Origin of the sequence: Streptomyces sp. LBL (assembly GCF_029893585.1) — a bacterium.
Lineage (GTDB): Bacteria > Actinomycetota > Actinomycetes > Streptomycetales > Streptomycetaceae > Streptomyces.
Genome location: NZ_JARXYX010000004.1, coordinates 233419 through 251472, shown reverse-complemented (window position 1 = coordinate 251472; position 18054 = coordinate 233419). Strand labels below are relative to the sequence as shown.

Sequence of the window (18054 nt, the reverse complement as noted above, 5' to 3'; positions counted from 1 at the left end):
CGTGTCGCCCCGTACCACGCACGCGGTACGGGACAGCGGTCCCGTACACCCGTGGGACCACGGAGGTTCAGCCCGGGGGCTGCATCGGCTGTCCGTGGTGGCCCGTACCGTTGACGCATGGATCTTCGACTTCCCGGATCGAGGCTGCCGCGACAAGGGCCACGACGGTTGGCCGCCGCCGCGGCCGCCGTGGTCGTGATCGCCGGTGCCGGCACGTGGACGGCTGTCGCCTCCGACGGTGTGCCCCAGGTGCACCGCACCGACCGGGTCATGGCCGTGGGCGGCGGGGTGCGCCTCGACACGTCGTACATCACCGCCGGTGAGGGCGGCCGCCGCCCCGCCGTCCTGCTGGCACACGGCTTCGGCGGCAGCAAGGCCGACGTCCAGCAGCAGGCCGAGGACCTGGCCAGGGACGGATACGCGGTGCTGACCTGGTCGGCGCGGGGCCTCGGGAAGTCCACCGGGAAGATAGGGCTGAACGACCCCAGGGGTGAGGTCGCCGACGTGTCGAAGCTGATCGACTGGCTGGCGAAACAGCCCGGGGTGCAACTGGACAAGGCCGACGACCCGCGGGTGGGTGTGGCCGGCGCCTCCTACGGCGGCGCGATCTCCCTGCTGGCCGCCGGGTACGACCACCGGGTGGACGCCATCGCCCCGGCGATCACCTACTGGAACCTCGCGGACGCGCTGTTCCCGAACGGCGTCTTCAAGAAGCTGTGGAGCGGCATCTTCATCAACGCCGGTGGCGGCTGCGACCGGTTCGAGGCGCAACTGTGCCGGATGTACGACCGGGTCGCCGAGTCCGGCACGCCGGACGCCGAGGCGCGCAGACTTCTCGAGGAGCGCTCGCCGTCCGCCGTCGGGGACCGCATCAAGGTGCCCACGCTGATCACGCAGGGCCAGACCGACTCCCTCTTCCCGCTCGGCCAGGCCGACGCGGCGGCGAAGGCCATCCGTGCCAACGGCGCCCCGGTCGACGTCGACTGGATCGCGGGCGGGCACGACGGCGGCGACCGGGAGAACGACCGCGTCCAGGCACGCGTGCGTACGTGGTTCGATCGCTACCTCAAGGACGACAAGGGGGTCGACACCGGACCGGCCTTCCGGGTCACCCGCACCGGAGGCGTCGACTCCACCGACGGCGCCGCGCAGTTGAGGGGAGCGAGCGGCGACACCTATCCGGGTCTGGAGAGCGGACAGCGTCCGGTCGCCCTGACCGGACGCGAGCAGAGCTTCGCCAACCCGGCGGGCGGGAACCCGCCCGCCGTCTCCGCCCTGCCCGGCATCGGCGGCTCCGGTGGCCTCTCCCAGCTGTCGTCGCTGGGGCTCGGCGTGTCCCTGGACTTCCCCGGCCAGTTCGCCCGCTTCGAGTCGGCGCCCATGACCCGTAACCTCCGGATCACCGGCTCCCCGACGGTCACCGTCCATGTGCGCTCGACCAGCGACGACGCCGTGCTCTTCGGGAAGGTGTACGACGTCGGCCCGGGGGCGGCCCAGCCGGTGCTGCCCTCCCAACTGGTCGCATCCGTCCGGGTCGAGGGCGCCAAGGTCGGCAAGGACGTGACGATCACGCTGCCCGCCCTCGACCACGAGGTGGAGCAGGGCCACCGGCTGCGCATGGTCCTGGCCTCCACGGACCTCGGCTACGCCTCACCGGCCGCCCCGGCGACGTACACGGTGGCCCTGAAGGGCGACCTGCAGGTGCCGACCGCGCCCGGTGTGACGACCGCGGCCGTACCGCTGCCCGCGTGGGTGTGGTGGCTGCCGCTCGGGGGCGCCGTACTCGCGCTGACGCTGCTGGTGACGGGCCGCAGCCGCACGGCGACCCCGGCCCCCGACCCGCGGCTGGCCGAGGTCCCCCTCCAGATCACGGACCTGAGCAAGCGGTACGCGGGATCGGTGGACCGGTACGCGGTACGGAACCTGTCCTTCCGTGTGGAGAAGGGCCAGGTCCTGGGCCTGCTGGGGCCGAACGGCGCCGGCAAGACCACCACTCTGCGGATGCTGATGGGCCTGATCACACCGGACGGTGGCGAGACCCGGGTCTTCGGCCACGCGATCCGCCCCGGCGCCCCGGTCCTGTCGAGGGTCGGTTCCTTCGTCGAGGGCGCCGGTTTCCTCCCGCACCTCTCCGGACGCGAGAACCTGGAGCTGTACTGGCGGGCGACCGGCCGGCCCGCACAGGACGCGCACCTGGACGAAGCGCTGGAGATCGCGGGTCTGGGGGACGCGCTGGAGCGCGCGGTGCGTACCTACTCCCAGGGGATGCGCCAACGGCTCGCCATCGCCCAGGCCATGCTGGGCCTGCCGGACCTGCTCATCCTCGACGAACCCACCAACGGCCTCGACCCGCCCCAGATCCGCCAGATGCGCGAGGTGCTGATCCGGTACGCGGCCGCCGGCCGCACGGTGATCGTCTCCAGCCATCTGCTCGCCGAGGTCGAGCAGACCTGCACCCATCTCGTGGTGATGGACCGCGGCCGACTCGTGCAGGCAGGCCCGGTCGGGGAGATCGTCGGCTCCGGCGACACCCTGCTCGTCGGCACCGCCGCTCCGGTGGAGGAGCCCATCGTCGAGAAGGTCGCCGCCCTGCCGGGCGTGGGCTCCGCCCTGCGCACCGACGACGGCATCCTGGTCCGGCTCGAGGCCGGGGGCAGCGCCCAGGGCCTGGTCGCCGAACTCGTCCGGCTCGAGGTGCCCGTACAGTCGGTCGGACCGCATCGCCGTCTGGAGGACGCCTTCCTCACCCTGATCGGAGGTTCCGCATGAGCACCCTCACCGAGGTCGCCTCCGGTTACCAGGCCCGCCGTACGCTGCCGCTCCGCGTCGAACTGGCCCGCCAGCTCAAGCGCCGCCGCACCCTGCTCATGGGCGCCGTCCTCGCCGTGCTGCCGTTCGTCCTGCTGATCGCCTTCGCGATCGGCGGAGACCCGGACGGGCGAGGCAACCGGGTGAGCCTGATGGACACGGCCACCGCGTCCGGCGCCAACTTCGCCGCGGTGAACCTGTTCGTGTCGGCGGGCTTCCTGCTCGTCGTCCCGGTGGCCCTGTTCTGCGGGGACACGGTCGCCTCCGAGGCGAGCTGGTCCTCCCTGCGGTATCTGCTGGCGGCTCCCGTGCCCCGCGGCCGGCTGCTGTGGTCCAAGCTCGTCGTCGGGCTGGGCATGAGCCTGGCTGCGATGGTCCTGCTGCCGGTGATGGCGCTCGCCGTCGGTACGGCGGCCTACGGCTGGGGCCCGCTGCAGGTCCCCACCGGCGGCACGCTGGACTCCGGGACCGCCGCCCAGCGTCTCGTGGTGGTAGTGGCGTACATCTTCGTGTCCCAACTGGTCACCGCGGGGCTCGCGTTCTGGCTGTCGACCAGGACGGACGCCCCCCTGGGCGCGGTCGGCGGGGCGGTCGGCCTGACCATCGTCGGCAACGTCCTGGACGCCGTCACGGCCCTCGGCCACTGGCGCGACTTCCTGCCCGCGCACTGGCAGTTCGCCTGGGCGGACGCCGTCCAGCCGCACGCGGAGTGGTCCGGCATGATCCAGGGCACGGCCGTCTCCATAACGTACGCGCTGGTCCTGTTCGCCCTGGCCTTCCGGGGTTTCGCCCGCAAGGACGTGGTCTCCTAGTGCCGCGGCAGGCAATGTCTGCCCGAGAGGAGCGGCGTCTGGTGCGTGCTGTCGGCGTGCCGGACGGAGGCCCTCGTACTGGTTGTACTTGGGCTTTCGCCCGGTGCGGCGAGTGGGGGCACCTCCCACGCCCTTGAGGCAGTGGGGGAGCGTGCCAGGCGTCGCGACGGGGCGGACATTGCCTGGCGGAGGACACCAGTCGCGCATTTCACGCATGGCGTTTCGGTCAAATCGGGCACCTGTAAAGCTCGGATCGATCGGTCGGATTTAGTCCTGACGCCCGCAACATGCTCAACGAGTGGGCGCAGCGCGGGTCGCGGAACCGGCCAAGATCGATCACCCGAGCCCCCAGTCGTCACCCGCCGGAGTGACGTGCGGAAGGCAGGACCAGCCGCTCGCCGAACGTGCCGAATCCCTTCGGCAGGAAACCGAGTTCACCTCAACCGGCGAAGCCCGGACGACCGCCTGCGTGACGGTACTCCTCAGCTGTGCTCCGGTGGCGTCGAGGTGATCGCCCGCCGCGACGTATGGGCAGGAGAGATAACCGGTCAATATGGTTTTCGCGGCGTCAGAACATGGCCATTTGCTCATATATCACCCACGTGTCGGGTAAGCAAGCCCCGCCCTCGGCTCCAGCGGAGCCCAGGACCCCCCCGCTCCAGCGGGAGTCCAGGGCACCTCCAGAAAGCCCGGCCACGCTGCTCAGCGTGGCCGGGGTCCGCCCGGCACTGCGAACGTGCGACTTCAGTGACGGCGGTGAGGGGCATGGCCTTGGGACCAGAGGCATTCCGCGACTTCTTCGGATCCGTACCAACGGCCGTCGCGGTGGTGACCACGGTGGGTCCCGACGGCAGCCCGCTCGGATTCACCTGCAACGCCTTCTGCGCGGTTTCGCTGGACCCGGCCCTACTGCTGGTGTCCGTGGACGAACGGTCCCGCACACTGCCCGCGCTGCTCGACTCGGGGATCTTCGCGCTGCACCTCCTGGCCGCCGAGGGTGGTGAGGAGCTGGCGCGGACCTTCGCGGGGCGCTCGGACCGGAAGTTCGACGGGGTGGCCTGGCGTCGCGGAGAGTCCGTTCCCGACTGCCCGGTGCTGCTGGACGGGGTGCTCGGCCACGCGGAATGCACCCTGGTGCGGGCCGTGCCGGCCGGTGACCACCAGTTGCTGATGGGGCGCATGAAACAGGTCAGGACGCACGGGAAGGCCCGCCCGCTGCTCTACCAGCGGGGGGCCTTCGCCGCGTGGGACACCGCGGTCGCGGAGATCGCCGCGCGCGTATGAGCGCGCGGCGATCAGGCGTGGCAGGCGGGCAGTCCGCCGTGGTACTCCACCATGCGGCTGAAGTACGCACTCATGTCCACACGGGAGCCGCGGGGCTCCCCCTGTTCCTCGGCGTACGCCCGGAGGAGGTTGGGTACGAGCCGCTCGGCGTCCAGCCAGCGCGCGTACCGGCCCAGGTCGGTGCGGCGGGCCAGGTCGACCGGATCGACGTCCTCGGCGAGACCCTGCTGGGCGAGATCCTGGAGCAGGCGCAGATAGCCCTCGGTCTCGTCGAACAACTCGGGTCCCCCGACCGGTCCGTGGCCGGGGATGACCACCTCGGGGGCGAGGGCGCGCATCGTGTCCAGAGCCTCCAGGGAACCGGCGGCCGAGCCCATGGGGCAGAATGGCGTCACACCGTTCATCACCAGATCGCCGGTGAACAGCGCCCGCTCGGCGGGCAGCCAGACCACCGTGTCGTTGCTGGTGTGTGCCGGCCCCAAGTGCAGGAGCTCGGCACTCCTGTCACCGATGTGCAGGGTGATCCGGTCACGGAACGTCAGCGTGGGCATGGAGAGTTCCAGTTCGCCCCACTCCACCTCCGGCCACAGGCTCGTCAGGTGCAGGCCGGCCTCGGCCATCTCCGTGCGGGTGCGCTCATGGCCGACGACCAGGGCCTCGGGGAAGACGAAGTTGCCGAAGGTGTGGTCGCCGTGGAAGTGGGTGTTGACCAGGACCTGTGGGGCGGTCGCGGCAACGTGGAGCGCGGCCTCGCGCAGCGAACGGGCGCGCGCCTCGGTGGCCGCGGTATCCACGAGCGCGGTGTGGTCGCCCGAGACGATGAGGCCGGCGTTGTTCAGGCACCAGCCTCCGTCCGGCTGCACGTAGGCGAAGACTCCGTCGGCGACCTCGGTCATCTCCGGCCGCCCGCCGGCCGGTCCCCGGGCAACCCCGGCAGGGGCTTCGGCGGACACGCCGACAACTGCTCCGGCGACTGCTCCGACGGCTGTACCAGCGGCTGTTCCGGTCATGCGGGCCTCCTCGTCGACATCATGAATCTGGCCCATAGTCGGTTGAGCGGGTGGAGCCCGGCTCGAATGCGAGCGGTTCCAGGCTCGGTCAGCGGCCCGGACGCGGTGGCCGGTGGTACGCCGCGACCATGCTGACCACCGCCTCCGACAGGTTGTTCGTGGCCGCGGTGCCCCGCCGGCCAGCGGGGCACCGGCCGCGTCTCTCAGCACGGGCTGCCCGGCCGGGTCCGCGGTGTCCGGCCCCAAGGTGCGGGACGGCTGTCCGGGACCGAGGCCGGACTCCGGAGTGGGCGGTCCGCCGGGCACCGGCCGCAGCGGTGGCGGCGGAGCCACGGGTCAGGTCAGCTGGTCGTGAGTGACCAGGCGGGAGCGGGTGTGCACGCCCTCGTCCGTGACGACCAGGACGTCGTGCACGACGCAGCTGGGGGCGATCTCCGGCTTGCCGCCGGGCCGGACGGTGACGACCAGGGCGTACACCGTGGAGCGCAGCGAGCCGTCCGCCTGCGGCTCCAGGGCGATGTGGTTGAACCAGTGGCGGCGCTGGACCGGGTCGCCGATGAAGCGCTTGTGGAACTCCTCCAGTTCGGCGACGATCCCGGCGCGGCCGACGGCGGGTTCCGCGGCGGGGGAATGCTGGAAGGTGCCGTCTTCCGTGAAGGTGGCCGCGTATTGGCTGAAGCGGCCTCCGTCGAGGGCCTGCATCTGGTGGGCGTAGAAGTGCTGGACCTGGGCGTACACGTCGGTACGTACTGCGGTGGCGGTCATCGGTTCTCCAGGGTGCGGGCGATGGCGCAAGGGGATGTCCGGCCCTGATCCGCCGGACACCCCACCCTCACCCGGCGGGCTCGAAGCACCCTCCACTGCGGCTTGAGCGCGACCACAGATCCTCGACCCGTTACCTGGGCTGCAGAGGGAGAGGACATGCTGTTCGAGGACGACTTCCGCGAGGACTGGGCGATGCCGGGGCGGGCGGCCCGCTGGCGGCTGCGACCGCTGCCGTGGCTGGCGGAGGGCGACGGACGGGCGGGGACACCCGGTGACGGCGACGGACTGTGCGTGGAGTCCGGGTACGGCTCGGCGGGCCGGGAGCCGCCCGCCTTCACCAAGGCCCCCGAAGGGCAGCAGGACTCGGCCCAACTGCGGTGGGCGGCCTTCGCGCGGCCCGAGGCCCGCGGGCCGGGGCCGTTCCGGGCCGAGGCGGAGCTGTCGGCCCGGGTACTGGGAGCGGACCGGCACCCGGACGGAGACGGTCCGCGCTGTGCGATGGCCGCGCTGATCTGCGTGGACATGGCCTCAGGCATGGCCTTCGACTTCGCCCTGACGGACGGCTTCGTATGGGCGCTGTACGAACGGCTCCCCCGTCCCGGCTCGGTGCACGGCTCCTTCGCGTACGCCGTGCCCTTGACGGCCCGCGCCTCGCGGGAGTGGCATCGCTGCGCCGTCGAGGTGGATCCGTCGGCCGGGCGGGCCCGCTGGTCGCTGGAGGGGGAGGAGGTGTTCGCGGTGGACCGTACAGGCCTGGAGCTCGATGCCCGCGCGTACGGCCGCCACCTGGAGTGGTCCACCCCGGGCCCGCGCATCGAGGTGGCCCCCGACCGCCTGGCACTCGGCCTGGGGCTGCTCGCGACGTCGGCGTACGGCCAGGGGGTGCGTCTGCGCGTCCGGCGAGTGTCTCTCGCCGCGGGGGACGGGCACGAGACGCTCCGAGCCGCCGCCCGCCGGCAGGGCGCGGCTCCGGTTCAGAACATGGCGGACGGGAGCGCGCGGTCCACTGGGGCGCGTCCCCCGGCCGGGGCGTAGACGGCGTACGCACCGGGGCGGCGGCCCCGGTGCGTACCAGGTGTCGTGCTGATCAGAGGCCGGGCCGTCGGCCGCCGCCGGCCCGCGGGCGTTCCCGGCCGAAGGCCGAAGGCTCAGCGGCAGGGACTACGAGACGCGCTGGGCCGCCTCGGCGGCGTGACGCAGGGTGGCCCGGCTGTTGCCGCCGAGTGCGTCGCGGAGGTAGGCGCGGGCGTCGGCGAGGGTGGCGTCCGCGCCGAGGACCTCGACGATGGCGGACGGGTCGACGGCGACCGTGTGGCGTGCCGTCGCGACGGGACCCTCGGGGGTCTGTGTGAACGTCCACTCGCCGCTGTGGCCGGACAGCAACCGGGGTGTGCGCTGCTGCTTGTAGGCGATCCACTCCGGTGCCCGGCAGATCCGCGCCGAGAGCGTGGTGTGGGTGGAGCCGTCGGCCGTCACGGTGTCCATCTCAAGCCACTGCACGCCCGGTTCGGGCTCGGTCAGTTCGACCCGGGCGACGTGCGGCAGCAGGTCCGCCCAGCGCTCGCCGCGCTCGATGAAGGTGTAGGCGTCCTGGGCGGTGCCCTGGAGCGGGATCGTGTCGGTGAACGAGAAGACCAGGTCGTCGGCCGGATACCCGGTCTCGGCGAGCGCCGCGAGCGCGCCCAGTTCGCGGGCGCTGTTGCGGTCGAGTGCCTCCTCGACGCGGGCCACGGCCCCCGGATCGTCGTCCGCGACGGTGAACCGGTGACGCAGCACGATCTCCGTACGTCCGTCGGCCAGCCGCCGGAACAGCCAGCCGCCCGACATCGACATCACGGGCGGGCGGCTGTGCTCCTGGCTGAACGACACGTACAGCCGCCGCGGGTCCAGCACCCGGCGCGACCGCCAGTGCGCGATCGCGCCGTTCACCTCGGCCCAGATCTCGAACCGCTCGGTCCGCCCTTCCCTGGCCAGGTGCCGTACATGCACAGTCGGTTCGAACACGGCGGGCCACCGCGTCACGTCTGCGACGAGCGCGTAGAGCGCCTCGGCCGGCGCGGCCACCGTCACGGTGTGCTCACTGCGGTGGACGAGTGTGGCGGTGTGGGCCATGGTGCGTACTCCTTCGGCGGGGCATGGGCGCGTCGGGTCGGTCGGCGCTACCGGAGTGGGTGCCCCCGGACGCGACCGTGAGAGGGCGTCAGACGGCTTCGGCCGCGGCGCCGTTGACGAGGGAGAGGAGCATGCGCGGGGTGAGCGCGTCGTTGACGTCCTCGTCGTCGAGGGTGACGCCGAGGTCGCGTTCGATGCGGGCAGCGCTCTCCATCAGAGCGAGGGAGTCGTAGCCGAGGTCCTCGAAGGTGGTGTCGAGGATGTCGCGGGCAAGGTTGCCGCCGTCGTCCTCGCCGGCGCAGGCGACGAGGATGGTGCGCAGTCCGTCGAGGGTCAGTCCAGCCATGTGCGGAGTCTCCTTGGGAATCGGTGTCGGGCAGTGGCGAGGACAACGGCCGAATCGGTTCCGGGCGATGGTGAGAACCCCGGCCGTATCGGTATCAGGCAGTAGTGAGAACCACGGCCGAATTGAAGCCGTGACGGCCGCGGGCCAGCACCAGGGCAGCGCTCAGGGCGGCCTCGCGGGGCTCGTCGGTCACCAGGTCGAGGCCGTACGCGTCGGGCACACTCGTGGTGCGGCCGGTCGCCGGAATGACTTGGTCGCGCAGGGCGAGCAGGGCGGCGGCGAGGTCGGAGGGGCCGCCACCGGCGCACAGGCGGCCGATGAGGGCCTTGGGCGCGGTCACCGGGACACCGCGCCGGCCGAAGAGCCGGCTGATCGCGTCGGCCTCGGCACGGTCCAGCTCCGGGACGCCCGCACCGTCGGCGAACACCACGGAGATATCGGCGGGCGTCAGACCAGCGTCCGCCAGTGCGAGTTCGGCGGCGCGGCCGAGGGCGGGCGGCCGGCCCGAGCCGGGCGCCGGGTCGAATGTCGCGGCGTAGCCGGCTATCTCGCCGTAGATCCGCTCGGCTCCGCGCTCGCGGGCCGACGCGGCGTCCTCGACGACGAGGAGGGCTCCGCCCTCGCCCGGCACGTAGCCGGACGCGTCGGTGTCGAAGGGCAGGTAGGCGCGGTCCGGATCGGCGACCGTGCTGACCAGGCCGCCCGCCAGCTGGGATGCGAACCCCCACGGGTCCAGCGCGGAGTCGACGCCGCCGCTGAGAACGAGCCGGGTGCCGCGGCGAACCGTGCGGCGGGCGTGGCCGACGGCGTCGAGGCCGCCTGCCTGCTCACCGACGAGGGCGGCGCTGGGGCCGCGCATGGCGTTGCGGATGGAGATCTGGCCGGTGTTGACGGCGTAGAACCAGGCGAACGACTCGTACACGCTGACGTACTCGGGCCCCTCGCTCCACAGCTTCTGGAACTCACGGTGGGTGAAGTCGAATCCGCCCTGGGCAGTGGAGGTCACGACGCCCAGGGCGTAGTCGTCAAGGCCCGAGTCGGGGCCGACGCCCGCGTCGGCCAGCGCCCAGTCGGCGGTGACCAGTGCGTAGCGGGTGGAGACGTCGGTCTGCGGGAGCAGCCGGCTGGGCAGGTGATCGCGCGCTTCGAAGTCCTTGATCTTCCCGGCGAGCCGGGCCGGGTAGCGAGTGGAGTCGAAGTGGGAGACCTCGCTGATGCCGTTCTCGCCGGTCAGCAGCGACTTCCAGTAGCTTTCGATGCCGAGTCCGCCGGGTGTGACGGCGCTGAGGCCGGTCACGACGGCTCGTACGGGGGAACTCGTGCTCATGCGGCCACCTCCGGGCGGTGCAGGACCATGGCGCTCTGGAATCCGCCGAAGCCACTGCCCACGGTGAGTACCGTGTCGACGCGCTGTTCGCGCGCGGTGAGCGGTACGTAGTCCAGGTCGCACTCGGGGTCGGGTGTGTGCAGGTTCGCCGTCGGCGGGACGACGTTGTGCTCGATGGCCAGGATCGACGCGGCGATCTCGATGGAGCCGATCGCGCCGAGGGAGTGGCCCACCATGGACTTGATGGAACTGACCGGCACCGCGTAGGCGTGTTCGCCGAGGCTGCGCTTGAACGCGGCCGTCTCGTGCCGGTCGTTCTGCTTGGTGCCGGAACCGTGCGCGTTGACGTAGTCGACGACGGTGCGGTCCAGACGGGCCTCGTCGAGGGCGGCCCGAATGGACTCCGCCATCTCGCGGCCGTCCTTCTTGAGGCCCGTCATGTGGTACGCGTTGCAGCGTGTGGCATAGCCGCCGACCTCGGCGTAGATGTGCGCGCCGCGCCGCTTGGCGGCCTCGTACCCCTCCAGTACGAACATGGCGGCGCCCTCGGCCAGGACGAAGCCGTTACGCGTGCCGTCGAAGGGCCGCGAGGCGTGGGACGGGTCGTCGTTGCGGGTCGTCGTCGCCTTGATGGCGTCGAAGGAGGCGGCCACGATCGGGGAGACCGGGGTGTCGGCCGCTCCCGCGATCACCACGTCGGCACTGCCCTCGCGGATGAGCTGGACTGCGTAGCCGACCGAGTCCAGACCCGAGGTGCACCCGTCGGAGACCATGGTGACCGGGCCCTCGGCCCCCACCGCCCAGGCCACCTCGGCGGGCATGACACCCGGGCTGAGGTAGTCGAACATGTACGGCGACAGATGAGCCGGATCCACCAGCCACTCACGGCCGGCGTCCGACATCACCAGGTATTCGTTCTCCAGGCTGGTCGCCGAGGCGACGGCGCTGCCCAGGGCCACGCCGATCCTGGAAGGGTCGACCGCGCCGGTCTCCAGGCCGCTGTCCGCCAGCGCGTCCCGCGTACAGGCCACGGCGAACTGGGTGGCACGGTCCATGCGCCGGACCTCCCGCGGGGAGAAGCCCTCCGCCCGCGCGTCGAAGTCGACCTCGCCCGCCACCCGGGAACGGAACGGCGACGCGTCGAAGAAGCTGATGGGCCTGGTGGCCGTGCGGCCCGCGGTGAGCAGCTCCCAGAATTCCTTCGTCCTGGGGCCGCCAGGGGCTCTCACCCCGACACCGGTGATCACCGCGCGTCGGGTCACTGTCGTTCTCCTGTACTGCTGGGCATCTTATGGGGGTCCTTTCGCGCGCCGTACCTCACTGACACACCGGCACGCTTCCCGGCCCGGCTCGAGAGCGACTCGCGAACCGGTCGGACCAGAGCCTGCCCGCGGTGGTGATCCGGGCCCGCCCTGCCGGGACCGCCGCGCACTCGATCGGGTTTCCAGCCCCGCTCAAGGAGGGGCGGCCACGCTCTCCCGTGGCATGGCAAGGCCCCCGCCACGCACCCCACCCAAGGGAGACGAGCAATGACGACGGCGACTTCGACGGCCACGGCAGCGAAGCCAGTGGCGCTGGTGACCGGTGCGACCAGCGGAATCGGCCTGGCGATCGCATGGAGGCTCGCCGCACTCGGGGCGCGCACCTTCCTGTGCGCGCGGGACGAGGAGCGGCTGGCGACGACGGTCAAGGAGCTGCGGACCGCGGGCTTCGACGCCGACGGCACGGTGTGCGACGTGGCCGACCCTGCTCAGATACGCGCCTTCGTGGCGGCCGCCGTGCAGCGCTACGGCACGGTCGACATCCTGGTGAACAACGCGGGCCGCAGCGGCGGCGGTGCCACCGCCGAGATCCCCGACGAACTCTGGCTCGACGTCATCAACACCAACCTGACCAGTGTCTTCCTGATGACGAAGGAAGTCCTCAACTTCGGTGGCATGCTGGCCAAGAAGCGTGGCCGCATCATCAACATCGCCTCCACAGGCGGCAAGCAGGGCGTCGTGCACGCCGTGCCGTACTCGGCGTCCAAGCACGGCGTCGTCGGGTTGACGAAGGCCCTCGGCCTGGAGCTGGCGCGTACGGGCATCACCGTCAACGCCGTGTGCCCCGGCTTCGTCGAGACCCCCATGGCCGAGAGGGTGCGCGAGCACTACGCCGGTATCTGGGAGGTGACGGAGAAGGAGACTTTCGACCGCATCACCAACCGGGTGCCGATCGGCCGGTACGTGGAGACCCGCGAGGTCGCCGCGATGGTCGAGTACCTGGTGGCGGACGACGCGGCCGCGGTCACCGCGCAGGCGCTGAACGTCTGCGGCGGACTGGGCAACTACTGATGGCCGGGGACGCGCCGGTCGCGCTGGTCACCGGCTCCTCCTCCGGCATCGGGCGGACCGTCGCGCAGCGACTGGCAGCCGACGGGTACCGCGTCGTCGTCAACTCCGCCCGCTCCGTGGAGGACGGCGAGAAGACCGCAGCCGAGCTGCCCGACGCGCTCTACGTCCAGGCCGACGTCTCCGCCGAGGCGGACGCGCGTCGCCTGGTCGACACCGCAGTCGAGCACTACGGCCGGCTCGACGTCCTGATCAACAACGCCGGGCGGACCCGGGCCGTTCCGCACGCGGACCTGGCCGCCGCCACCCCCGAGGTGTGGCGGGAGATCCTCGACCTGAACGTGATCGGCACCTGGCAGACCACCGTCGCCGCGATGCCGCACCTGACCCGCGCCGGCAGCGCCACCGTGGTCAACGTGTCCTCGATCGCGGGCAGCCGACCGGCCGGCAGCTCGATCCCGTACGCCGTGAGCAAGGCGGCCATCGAGCACATGACCCGGCTGCTGGCCAACACGGTCGGACCGGCCGTGCGGGTCAACGCGGTCGCGCCCGGACTCGTCGAGACGCCCTGGACGCAGAACAGCGACTTCTTCGCTCCGATCGCCGAGCACGTGCGGAAGACCACACCGCTGCGTCGGACGGGCCGGCCGGAGGACGTCGCCGACGCCGTCCTGGGACTGATCCGCGCCACGTACACCACCGGGCAGGTCCTTCTGGTGGACGGCGGCGCCCACCTCCTGTGACCCGTTCCGCCCCTGCCTCCCGAGGAGTCCCGCCATGCGGCTCGCTGTGAACCTCGTCCATCAGGGCGCGGGCGAACTCGCCCGCGCCGCCGAGCAGTCGGGCTACGCCGCCGTGCTGGCCCCGGAGGGCTACCGGTCCGATGCCGCCAGCGTGCTCGGCCTGGTCGCGGGGGTGACGAGACGCATCTCGCTGATCTCCGGCGTGATGCAGATCCCGGGCCGCCCACCGGCCATGGCCGCACTGACCGCCGCCACGCTCGACTCACTGAGCGGCGGCCGGTTCCGCCTCGGCCTCGGGGTGTCCAACCCCGACGTGTCGGCCGGTTGGTACGGCGTGCCGTTCGCCCACCCGCTGGAGCGCACCCGGGAGTACGTCGACATCGTGCGGCGCGCCCTGGACGGCGAACCGGTGACCCACAGGGGCGACCACTTCGACATCGGTGGGCCCGCCCCCCTGCACCTGCTGACCGAGCGGCGCTCCGGCCGGCTGCCGGTGTTACTGGCGGCGGTGGGCCCCCTCAACCTGCGGCTGGCGGGTGAGATAGCGGACGGCTGGCTCGGCGTCTTCACCTCACCGGAGACCGTTACGGAAGCCGTCGCACAGATCCGAAAGGGACGGGGCACCGACGACCTGGGCGATTTCGAAGTGCTGCCCAGCCTGCCCACCGCCGTTGCGGACACCCCGCTGGAGGCCGCTGACCTGCTGCGCGGCCAGTACGTCTACCTGATGGGCATCGGCGACCCCGACCGCAACTTCTACTGCTCGATGGCCCGTTCGATGGGGTACGAAGCCGAGCTGGCCACCTTCCTCGACCGGTTCGGCGCCGGCGACCGCCCGGGCGCGGGGGCCGCGCTCCCGCTGGGCTTCATCGACCGTACGGCGCTGATCGGACCTGTCGACCGGATCGCGGACCGGATGCGCGCCTACGCGGACGCGGGCGTGACCACCCTCGGGGTCATGGTGTCGGCCGCCGCCACCGGCCTGGAGGGGCGGCTGGCCATCGTCGACGCGGCGGCCCGTGCCCTGGAGCGCTCCGGCACCGCCGACTGAGCCGCCCCTGTCCTGCTCCTGCCCCGGCGTGGTCCCGTGCGTGCCCCTGCGCGGCCCGCGCGGCCGGTCCGCCCGCCCGCCCCGTGACCGCCGACATCCCGATCCCCCTCCTCCCTCCTACTGCCTCCCGTCCCTGTAAGGCTCACCGCCCGGAGAAATACCATGACGGTCCTGTTCCACGACGACTTCACCGAAGGGCTGCGGGTGCGCCACCCGGAAGCCCGGCCCGACGCCCCCTGGTCGCTGCGGCGCACCGGCGCCCTCCCCGGCGGTGACGGCACCGCACGCGCCACCGCCGCCGGTCTTGTGGTGGAGCCCACCGGCGCGGATTCACGCACCGGGCGTCCCGCCTTCCTCGTACCGCCCGACGGCGAGCCGTCCGACCATCTGCGATGGGCGGCCTTCGGCCCGGCCTGTCCGACCGGCGGCTCCACGCTGGTCGTCGCAGCGACCCTCTCGGCCGAGCTGTCGGGGACCGTGGCCGACGAGGTGGGTGAGGGCGCGGGCGCCCTCGTCGTACTCGACCGCGAAACCGGACTGATCATGGACTTCGCACTGACGGGCGGCCGGGTGTGGGCCCTTTACGGCCGGGTCCCCGGCCCCGACGGGGCGCGCGGTGGGTTCTCGTACAGCGTGCCGCTCGCCTCGCGCGTACCCTCCGACACGCACCACTGCGCGCTCGTCGTGGACGCGGCGGAAGGAGTCGCGCGCTGGCTGCTCGACGGGGCCGAGGTCTTCACCGTGGAGCGGCTCGGGAAGGGGCTGCCCGAGCCACTCCGGGCGGACGCGTGGACGCCGGGACCGCTGGGCACCGTGCGGCCGACGGCGATCGCACCCGGCCTCGTGTTGCTCGCCGACGCGCCGCACGGCCAGGGCGTACGCCTCACCGTCGGCGCCCTGTCCGTGAGCACGCCGTTCGGCGGCGCACCGCACACGACGGCGCCGACCGCTGTCACCCGGCCGTCCGCTGCCGCCCTGTCCGTCACCGAGAAGGCGGCAGGCTGATGCGGATCGACGACGCGGCCGGCTTCCACACCTGGTTCGCCGAACGCGGCGCGGCCCACCGCTACCGGGTGACCCAGGCCCCGCTGCACGCCTTGGAGGGCTGGTACACCGACCCGGCGACCGGAGACGTCCGCCACCGCAGCGGCCGGTTCTTCTCCATCGAGGGACTGCGGTTCCAGCGGCAGGCCCCGGACGGCCCCGCCTGGTCCCAGCCCTTGATCCGACAGCCGGAGATCGGCATTCTCGGCATACTGGTCAAGCGTTTCGACGGCGTACCGCACCTGCTGATGCAGGCCAAGATGGAGCCGGGGAACATCAACAGCCTTCAGCTCTCGCCGACCGTGCAGGCCACGTTCAGCAACTACACACGGGTGCACCAGGGCACCGCGGTGCGCTACCTCGATCATTTCCTCACGCCGGGCGCCGGGGACCACGTGCACTACGACGCGCTCCAGAGCGAGCAGGGCTCGTGGTTCCTGGGCAAGCGCAACCGCAACATCGTCGTCGAGACCACCGGGGACATCCCGGTCCACGAGGACTTCTGCTGGGTGCCGCGGCCGGTCATGGCCGACCTGCTGCGCGTCGACAACCTCGTCAACATGGACTCCCGCACGGTACTCGCCGGGCTGCCGGACGAGCCGGCGGCGCCGGAGCGGGCACCGCACAAGCCGCTGCACGACACCGCGGCGCTGATGCACTGGTTCACCGGAGCCAAGGTGCGCCAACACGTCGAGCGCGCCAGCATTCCGCTGAGCCAGGTCTCCGGCTGGCACAGGGACGACGAGCGCGGCGAGATCGCCCACGAGACGGGCCGGTACTTCCGGATCATCGGCGTCGACGTCGAGGCCGACAGCCGCGAGGTGGCTTCCTGGTCCCAGCCGATGCTGGCGCCGGTCGGCCGCGGTGTCGTCGCCTTCGTCAGCAAGGAGATCCACGGGGAGCGCCATCTGCTGGTGCGGGCATGCGCCGAGGCGGGCACCTTCGACATCGCCGAGCTGGGCCCCACCGTGCAGTGCAACCCGGGCAACCTGACCGCCGACGCACCGCGCCCGCCCTATCTGGACGCAGTGCTGGCCGCGCGGCCCGAGCAGGTGCTGTTCGACACCGTTCACTCGGAGGAGGGCGGCCGCTTCTACCACGCGGAGAACCGTTACCTCGTGCTCGATGGCACGGACATCGATGTGGACGCCGATGTCCCCGAGGACTACACCTGGGTGACCGTGCGTCAGCTCACGCGCGCGGGCCGGGTGGGCAACCTCGTCGATGTCGAGGCACGCACCCTGCTGGCGTGCGTACGCACCCTGCCCGGCCATGGAACCGACCGGTGAACACGGTGCGGATCGGCGTCATGGGCTGTGCCGACATCGCCCTGCGCCGCATGCTGCCGGCCTTCGCCGCTTCGCCGCATACCGAGGTGACGGCGATCGCCAGCCGCGGCGCAGACAAGGCGCGTGCCGCCGCCGAGGCCTACGGCTGCGCGGCCGTCGAGGGTTACGAAGCGCTGCTGGAGCGCCCCGATGTGGACGCCGTGTACGTACCGTTGCCGGCCGCCCTGCACGCCCGGTGGACCGAACGCGCCCTGCGCGCGGGCAAACACGTCCTCGCCGAGAAGCCGCTCACCACACGGGCCGCCGACACCGCCCGGCTGCTGGGCCTGGCCCGCGAGCTCGGCCTCGCACTCGCGGAGAACCATCTGTTCGTCCACCATCACACCTACGCGACCGTAAAGGATCTGGTGACATCGGGCGTGATCGGGGAAGTCCGGTCGCTGTACGCCTCGTTCACCATTCCGCCGCGCCCCGCGTCCGACATCCGCTACCGCGCCGATCTGGGCGGCGGCGCCCTCCTCGACATCGGCGTCTACCCGATTCGCCTCGCCTCCCTCCTCCTCGGACCGGAGTTGAAGGTGCGCGGCGCCGTCCTGCGCCACGACTCCGCGCGCGGGGTCGACCTCGGCGGCAGCGCCCACCTCGACGCCCCGTCCACCGGAGCCGGCGCCCATCTGGTGTTCGGCATGGAACACCACTACACGGCGGGCTGGCGGCTGCTCGGCAGCGAAGGCAGTCTCGCCCTCGACCGCGCCTACTCACCGGCGGCAGGCCACCGTCCGGTGCTGCGGATCGAGCACGCCGACGGCGCCGAGGATCGCGTCCTGCCCGCCCACGACCAGGCGGCCGCGCGCGTCGCCGCCTTCGCCCGTGCCGTACGTGGGGGCGAAGGCGACGAGGCGCCGGTGCTCCGCCAGGCCGAGTTGGTCGACGCTGTCCACCGGGCGGCCCACGTCACGACGGTCTGACGCCCACCCGTCGAAGCCGCTGCCGCCGAGGACAAGCACGTGCGGCACGAGAGCGTCGCGGGACATGCCACGGAGGCGTTACGAAACGTGCCCGAGTCCCCCTGAATCGCTGCCGCCGGAGCCCGGCGGTCTTCCATGGCGGCCCCTGTAGTCCCGCTCGAGCGG

The 18054-nt window shown here is 72.1% G+C and carries 16 protein-coding genes; 10 read left to right on the top strand and 6 right to left on the bottom strand.

The genetic code is table 11. The features are described 5' to 3' along the window. Positions 1-117 precede the first annotated feature (117 nt). From M2271_RS06615 to M2271_RS06605, 3 genes are all read left to right on the top strand, one after another. Entirely contained in the window at positions 118-2769 is a 2652-nt protein-coding gene (locus tag M2271_RS06615) for an alpha/beta fold hydrolase (protein WP_280886149.1), read from the top strand. Beyond that, a complete protein-coding gene (locus M2271_RS06610) occupies positions 2766-3620 on the top strand; it encodes an ABC transporter permease (protein ID WP_280886148.1) in 855 nt (284 codons plus the stop codon). The genes M2271_RS06615 and M2271_RS06610 overlap by 4 nt, the downstream gene beginning before the upstream one ends. Before the next feature lie 765 nt (positions 3621-4385). Then, positions 4386-4904: a flavin reductase family protein gene (locus M2271_RS06605; protein ID WP_280886147.1), complete on the top strand. Its 519-nt coding sequence runs from the start codon at positions 4386-4388 to the stop codon at positions 4902-4904. 11 nt (positions 4905-4915) lie between these two features. Here M2271_RS06605 and M2271_RS06600 read toward each other — a convergent pair whose 3' ends face one another. Beyond that, positions 4916-5800 (bottom strand): MBL fold metallo-hydrolase, encoded by an 885-nt coding sequence (locus tag M2271_RS06600; protein WP_280886240.1) that lies wholly within the window; start codon positions 5798-5800, stop codon positions 4916-4918. Positions 5801-6250: 450 nt separating this feature from the next. Beyond that, on the bottom strand, positions 6251-6679 hold the full coding sequence (locus M2271_RS06595; RefSeq protein ID WP_280886146.1) for a nuclear transport factor 2 family protein: 429 nt from the start codon (positions 6677-6679) through the stop codon (positions 6251-6253). A 156-nt stretch (positions 6680-6835) separates the two neighbouring features. On the opposite strand from M2271_RS06595, the gene M2271_RS06590 reads away from it, so the two are divergent. Next, positions 6836-7714 carry a DUF6081 family protein gene (locus tag M2271_RS06590; protein ID WP_280886145.1) on the top strand — a complete coding sequence of 293 codons (879 nt, stop codon included), beginning with the start codon at positions 6836-6838 and terminating at the stop codon, positions 7712-7714. Between the two features lie 126 nt (positions 7715-7840). Here the strand turns inward: M2271_RS06590 and M2271_RS06585 are convergent, their stop codons facing one another. The 4 genes from M2271_RS06585 to M2271_RS06570 all read right to left on the bottom strand — a co-directional run bounded on the left by M2271_RS06585 (position 7841) and on the right by M2271_RS06570 (position 11726). Next, positions 7841-8791: an aromatase/cyclase gene (locus tag M2271_RS06585; RefSeq protein WP_280886144.1), complete on the bottom strand. Its 951-nt coding sequence runs from the start codon at positions 8789-8791 to the stop codon at positions 7841-7843. 88 nt (positions 8792-8879) lie between these two features. Then, a complete protein-coding gene (locus M2271_RS06580; protein ID WP_280886143.1) occupies positions 8880-9137 on the bottom strand; it encodes an acyl carrier protein in 258 nt (85 codons plus the stop codon). 94 nt (positions 9138-9231) lie between these two features. Then, complete coding sequence (locus tag M2271_RS06575) at positions 9232-10464, bottom strand: ketosynthase chain-length factor (protein WP_280886142.1); 1233 nt, start codon at positions 10462-10464, stop codon at positions 9232-9234. Further along, positions 10461-11726 (bottom strand): beta-ketoacyl-[acyl-carrier-protein] synthase family protein, encoded by a 1266-nt coding sequence (locus M2271_RS06570; RefSeq protein ID WP_280886141.1) that lies wholly within the window; start codon positions 11724-11726, stop codon positions 10461-10463. Before M2271_RS06570 ends, M2271_RS06575 begins: the two co-directional genes overlap by 4 nt. Before the next feature lie 267 nt (positions 11727-11993). Between M2271_RS06570 and M2271_RS06565 the strand changes: the two genes are divergently transcribed. From M2271_RS06565 to M2271_RS06540, 6 genes are all read left to right on the top strand, one after another. Continuing rightward, positions 11994-12797 (top strand): SDR family NAD(P)-dependent oxidoreductase, encoded by an 804-nt coding sequence (locus tag M2271_RS06565; protein ID WP_280886140.1) that lies wholly within the window; start codon positions 11994-11996, stop codon positions 12795-12797. Further along, positions 12797-13537, top strand: a complete 741-nt coding sequence (locus M2271_RS06560; RefSeq protein WP_280886139.1) for an SDR family oxidoreductase — start codon at positions 12797-12799, stop codon at positions 13535-13537. The genes M2271_RS06565 and M2271_RS06560 overlap by 1 nt, the downstream gene beginning before the upstream one ends. 34 nt (positions 13538-13571) lie before the next feature. Then, complete coding sequence (locus tag M2271_RS06555) at positions 13572-14588, top strand: LLM class flavin-dependent oxidoreductase (protein ID WP_280886138.1); 1017 nt, start codon at positions 13572-13574, stop codon at positions 14586-14588. 162 nt (positions 14589-14750) lie between these two features. Then, complete coding sequence (locus M2271_RS06550; protein WP_280886137.1) at positions 14751-15593, top strand: DUF6081 family protein; 843 nt, start codon at positions 14751-14753, stop codon at positions 15591-15593. Next, complete coding sequence (locus M2271_RS06545) at positions 15593-16921, top strand: NDP-hexose 2,3-dehydratase family protein (RefSeq protein WP_280886136.1); 1329 nt, start codon at positions 15593-15595, stop codon at positions 16919-16921. Before M2271_RS06550 ends, M2271_RS06545 begins: the two co-directional genes overlap by 1 nt. Beyond that, complete coding sequence (locus M2271_RS06540; RefSeq protein WP_280886135.1) at positions 16918-17889, top strand: Gfo/Idh/MocA family oxidoreductase; 972 nt, start codon at positions 16918-16920, stop codon at positions 17887-17889. The genes M2271_RS06545 and M2271_RS06540 overlap by 4 nt, the downstream gene beginning before the upstream one ends. Positions 17890-18054: the final 165 nt, after the last annotated feature.